This is a genomic window from Halobacillus sp. ABR2_026 (genome assembly GCF_056158545.1).
The window spans coordinates 1-4937 of record NZ_JBSWTM010000007.1 but is presented as its reverse complement, the minus strand read 5'-3'; the positions used below and the strand labels follow the sequence as shown (position 1 = coordinate 4937).

8 protein-coding genes are annotated in these 4937 nt (G+C 56.2%); 5 read left to right on the top strand and 3 right to left on the bottom strand.

Going from position 1 to position 4937, the window contains the following annotated elements:
• The first annotated feature begins 224 nt into the window (after window positions 1-224).
• From ACXADE_RS20160 to ACXADE_RS20145, 4 genes are all read left to right on the top strand, one after another.
• Entirely contained in the window at window positions 225-488 is a 264-nt protein-coding gene (locus ACXADE_RS20160; RefSeq protein WP_474982298.1) for a hypothetical protein, read from the top strand.
• A 118-nt stretch (window positions 489-606) separates the two neighbouring features.
• Window positions 607-1026 carry a sulfurtransferase gene (locus ACXADE_RS20155; protein ID WP_474982297.1) on the top strand — a complete coding sequence of 140 codons (420 nt, stop codon included), beginning with the start codon at window positions 607-609 and terminating at the stop codon, window positions 1024-1026.
• Window positions 1026-1352, top strand: a complete 327-nt coding sequence (locus ACXADE_RS20150) for a hypothetical protein (RefSeq protein WP_474982296.1) — start codon at window positions 1026-1028, stop codon at window positions 1350-1352. The genes ACXADE_RS20155 and ACXADE_RS20150 overlap by 1 nt, the downstream gene beginning before the upstream one ends.
• A 4-nt stretch (window positions 1353-1356) precedes the next feature.
• The gene (locus ACXADE_RS20145) at window positions 1357-2214 is read left to right on the top strand and encodes an amino acid aminotransferase (protein WP_474982295.1); all 858 of its coding nucleotides are present in this window, start codon (window positions 1357-1359) and stop codon (window positions 2212-2214) included.
• Window positions 2215-2286: 72 nt separating this feature from the next.
• Here ACXADE_RS20145 and ACXADE_RS20140 read toward each other — a convergent pair whose 3' ends face one another.
• From ACXADE_RS20140 to ACXADE_RS20130, 3 genes are read right to left on the bottom strand one after another with little or no spacing between them, the layout of a single operon-like run.
• Window positions 2287-2694 (bottom strand): ammonium transporter, encoded by a 408-nt coding sequence (locus ACXADE_RS20140; protein ID WP_474982294.1) that lies wholly within the window; start codon window positions 2692-2694, stop codon window positions 2287-2289.
• Window positions 2695-2701: 7 nt separating this feature from the next.
• A complete protein-coding gene (locus ACXADE_RS20135) occupies window positions 2702-3613 on the bottom strand; it encodes an ammonium transporter family protein (protein ID WP_474982293.1) in 912 nt (303 codons plus the stop codon).
• 32 nt (window positions 3614-3645) lie between these two features.
• On the bottom strand, window positions 3646-3984 hold the full coding sequence (locus tag ACXADE_RS20130) for a P-II family nitrogen regulator (RefSeq protein ID WP_068338425.1): 339 nt from the start codon (window positions 3982-3984) through the stop codon (window positions 3646-3648).
• A gap of 550 nt (window positions 3985-4534) precedes the next feature.
• Here ACXADE_RS20130 and ACXADE_RS20125 point away from each other — a divergent pair.
• On the top strand, window positions 4535-4937 hold a 403-nt coding region (locus ACXADE_RS20125), incomplete at its 3' end, for a transglycosylase domain-containing protein (RefSeq protein ID WP_474982292.1).

The following is a 4937-nucleotide window of genomic DNA, read 5'->3' as shown; positions in this document are numbered from 1 at the left end:
ATGTTGTGTGCATGTTACTGGTTCAGTACAGTATTGCTAAGGTTAAACAGCATCAATGTTTGGCTAGTTGCAGCACCTGACAGGAAGACTATGAAGTATGAAAAGCTGATTTTAAGAAAATAGAGAAAGACTACCATAAAGAATCGGAGAAGGAAGAATTTCGAAGCCGATTAAAGGAATCCTGGCAGCAGAAGCTGAAAGAAAAGGAGCATTTAGAGGATTATTTGAAAAAGGATCAAGGAACTTCAGGTGTGGAAAAAAAGATTGAAGCCCATCACCGTTCGTTCTCAAAACTGCAGGAAGCTGAACAGAACATCCGTAAAGATACTTCCTGGATGAAGGAAAAATTGAAAGAGGAAAGATCTCTGAGGGAAGCAGCATTTGAAAACAAGCAAACTTACCAATCTCTAAAAGCAAAGAAAGAACAGCTGGACAGGGTTAGGCAGGAATGGTCCAAACTGGAATATGCGTACAGGTGCTGCAACTAGCCAAACATTGATGCTGTTTAACCTTAGCAATACGTATGTTATGTACCTGTACTTCGTTCAGTTACGTATTGCTAAGGTTAACGACGTGTAAGGCATACCTGCCAGCAGCACCTGCCACATGACCGTGCGTGTGCAAAATCATCTGGTGCGCGACGTGACGCAGGTTTCAGCCGCCGCGAAACTGGCGGATCGCGAGATCATAGACGCCCGGTCGGCGGGCCGTTTTGCCGGGGCCGAGGCCGAGCCGCGCGAAGGCCTGCGTTCGGGCCATATTCCGGGGTCGCGGAATGTGCCGTTTGGCAACTTGCTCAACAAAAATGGTACGATGAAGTCACCTGACGAATGCCGTGCCATATTCGAGGCCGCAGGTGTCGATCTGTCGAAACCTGCCATTACGTCCTGCGGATCGGGTGTAACGGCCGCGATCCTCAGCCTTGCGCTGGAACGCATGGGCAAGAAAGACCATTCGCTTTATGACGGCTCCTGGGCTGAATGGGGTGCCTTCCCAACCCTGCCCGTCGCAACCGGAGAGATCTGATGTTCGAGAACCTCAAACCGCAGCCCGCCGATAAGATCCTGGCGCTGATGCAGATGTACCGCGAAGACCCGCGCGACAATAAGATTGATCTGGGTGTTGGCGTCTACAAAAACGCCGAAGGCATCACTCCGGTCATGCGGGCGGTGAAAGCGGCTGAAAAGCGCATTCTGGAAGAGCAGGAAACCAAGGCCTACACAGGTCTGGCCGGTGATCCGGCTTATGCCGATGCGATGATTGGTCTGATCCTTGGGGCCTCGGGGGCCGCGTGCCAATATCGCGGCCGTTGCAACCCCCGGAGGCACAGGCGCCTGCCGTCAGGCGTTTGAGGAAGTGATCCGCATGGCCAATCCTTCGGCCCGCGTGTTTGTGTCAAATCCAACATGGCCGAACCATTTGTCGATCCTGAACTATCTGGGAATCGAGACGGTTCAATACCGCTATTTCGATGATGAAACGCGCGGTGTTGACTTCGACGGCATGATTGAGGACCTGAAAACCGCTAAGGCGGGCGACGTGGTTCTGCTGCATGGATGTTGCCATAACCCGACCGGAGCAAACCTGAATATGGTCCAATGGCAAGAGGTTGTGACCCTGATCAACGAGCGTGGTCTGGTGGCGATGATCGACATCGCTTATCAGGGTTTTGGTGATGGCCTGGAAGAAGACGCACAAGCGGCACGACTGGTGGCGTCGTCGGTCAAGCGCTGCCTGATTGCGGCGTCCTGTTCAAAGAACTTCGGCGTGTATCGTGAACGTACTGGCCTGCTGATGGCGATCAGCGATGACGCGGGGCAAACGGCCCTGAATCAGGCGACGCTGGCGTTTTTGAACCGCCAGAACTATTCTTTCCCACCCGATCATGGCGCGCGCGTTGTGACCACGATCCTCAACGACGATGCCCTGCGTGCGGATTGGGCGACCGAGTTGGAAGAGGTCCGCCTGTCCATGCTGGGTCTGCGACAGCAGCTGGCAGACGAGTTACAGCGCCTGACCGGTTCTGATCGTTTCGGCTTTGTCGCTCAGCACCGCGGCATGTTTTCGCGGCTGGGCGCAGCGCCTGAACTTGTCGAGAAACTGCGCGTAGATCACGGGATCTACATGATTGGCGACAGCCGCCTGAACATTGCCGGGCTGAACGCGACAACCGTGCCGATTCTGGCAAAGGCGATTGTCGAGGTTGGCGTTTAAGCCACCCTGTTCACAAAAAAGAAAACCCGGGCGCGAACGCCCGGGCTCTTTTTGTCTGCGCGTGGCTAGGGTTTAGCCTTTGGAGAATTCCGGATAGGCTTCCATACCCAGTTCCGCCATGTCGAGACCGTTGATCTCTTCTTCTTCGCTGACGCGGATGCCCAAGGTCGCCTTCAGCACGCTCCACAGGATCAGCGCGCCGACAAAGGTAAACACGCCATATGCGACGATACCGGTCAGCTGCGTGATAAGGTTCGCTTCACCGTAGAAGATCACGGCGATAGTGCCCCAGATACCCGCGAACAGGTGAACCGGAATCGCACCAACCACGTCGTCGATCTTGAACTTGTCCAGCATGGGGATCGCCAGCACGACGATCACGCCGCCAACTGCACCGATCCAAAGGGCGCCGAACAAGGTCGGGGCCAGCGGCTCGGCCGTGATCGAAACCAGACCGGCCAGCGCGCCGTTTAACACCATGGTCAGGTCAGGCTTTTTGTACAGAATCTTCCGACAGAAGCAGGGCTGCAACAGCGCCCGAAGCGGCTGCCATGTTGGTATTGGCAAAGATGCGCGATACATCCGAGACATCGCCCACGGTGCCCATCGCCAGTTGCGAGCCGCCGTTAAAGCCGAACCAGCCCAGCCACAGGATGAACGTACCCAGGGTCGCCAAGGCCAGGTTCGAACCGGGGATCGGATGAACCTTGCCATCTTTGTACTTTCCAATTCGCGGGCCAAGGATGATGCAGCCAGCAAGAGCCGCCCAGCCACCGACCGAGTGAACAACGGTCGAACCGGCGAAGTCGGAGAAACCAGCTTCGGACAGCCAGCCGCCGCCCCACTGCCACGACCCCGAGATCGGGTACATGACACCTGTCAGCAAGATGACGAAGATCAGGAACGGCCAGAGCTTGATACGCTCAGCCACGGCACCCGACACGATGGATGCGGTCGCGGCCACAAAGACCAACTGGAAGAAAAAGTCCGATCCGATGGACGCGTAATCCAGCGCCGCTTCCTCGGCGGGTACACCGACCGGATCAAGAACAGTAGTTGAAAAGAACGGTCCGACCCAGCCGCCGATTGTCCAGCCATCGCCGGGATACATAAGGTTGAAGCCGATCAGCCAGTACATGATCGCGGCAAGGGAAAACAGCGCCACGTTTTTGGTCATCTGCATGGCAACGTTCTTCGAGCGTACCAGGCCGCCTTCCAGCATTGCAAAGCCTGCGGCCATGAAAAACACAAGGAAACCCGCCATCAGGAACAGCAGCGTGGTAAAGATATACTGGGTGTGCAGCGCGGGCTCTCCGGTCGCGGTGGCCTCTTGCGCAAGACCCATCTGCGGCAGCGCGACGATCGCGACAGCAGGGATGAGAGATTTCATCAGATTCATTGTCAGTCCTCGAATGTTGTGAATGGCGGCGCTTACAGCGCCTCTTCGTTCGTTTCCCCGGTCCGCACGCGCATGGCTTGCTCAACTTCGAGGACGAAAATCTTGCCGTCGCCGATCTTGCCGGTCTTGGCGGTTTTTGTGATGGTTTCGACGATCTGGTCGGCCATCGTGGCAGGCACCACAATTTCCAATTTGATCTTGGGCACGAAATTCACGGCATATTCTGCGCCACGATAGATTTCTGTGTGACCCGATTGCGAGCCGAAGCCCTTGATTTCGGTCACCATCATGCCGCGTACGCCTGCGTTGGTCAGTGCCTCGCGCACCTCCTCAAGCTTGAACGGCTTGATTGTCGCAATAATCAGTTTCACGTTTATCCCCTCTGCTTTCCGGGTCCGTCCGGTCTGTTTTGCACTTGCAGAAAAAGAGCGTGACTGACCGCAGTAAGGAACGGTTAGAGGGCGCTTCAGGGGGCAAACTGGGGGCAAGGTGCACAATTTTTGCACAAAAATATACGAATGAATAAAAATTAGGCGAATTGATGAGGCGATTTGACGGAAATTCAGACCTCTACTTCATCGTCATTGCGGGGTATTGTGCCTCAAAACGATAACCGGGCAGAGTTTGAGCATGACTGAGTCCAGGCGCCGCAAGACACCGCTTGTCGCGGGCAGAAGATACCCGTCGAAAGGGCGCAGGCCCGCAGCGACCAAACGAACGGCGAAACCCGCGGGCAAGAAGGCGGTTGCGCGCAAAACGGCTGCGCGCAAACCCACCCGAAAAAAGACGCGCAAGAAATCCGTAGTGGCGGAGGGCGGTCTTTTTCCGCCGCCTCTTTCGCTGGGCTGCGCGGCTGATCTGGAGCGTGACGCTGGCGCGTCGGTGCAGTCGCCGCCATGTTGTTAGCGCTGGCCGTCGGGGGTGGTTTACACGTCGCTGCCCGATCTGGATGCCTTGCTTGATGGGCGCGCGCGTGGCTCGGTCACATTGCTGGACCGCAACGGGGATGTCTTTGCCTGGCGTGGCGATCAGTTTGGTGGCGTCATTACGGCGGATACCGTCTCACCGCATTTGAAAAATGCCGTCGTCGCCACCGAGGATAAACGATTCTACCGGCATTTCGGGGTGAGCCCGCGCGGTATTGCCAGTGCCGTACGCATCAACCTGAGCGAAGGGCGCGGGCCATTGTCAGGGCATGGTGGATCGACGATCACGCAGCAAACCGCAAAACTTCTGTGTCTGGGTGTGCCATATGTTCCAGGCGAATGGGACTCCCGAAAGCCGCCTATGAGAGGTGCTGCTGGCAGGTATGCCTTACACGTAG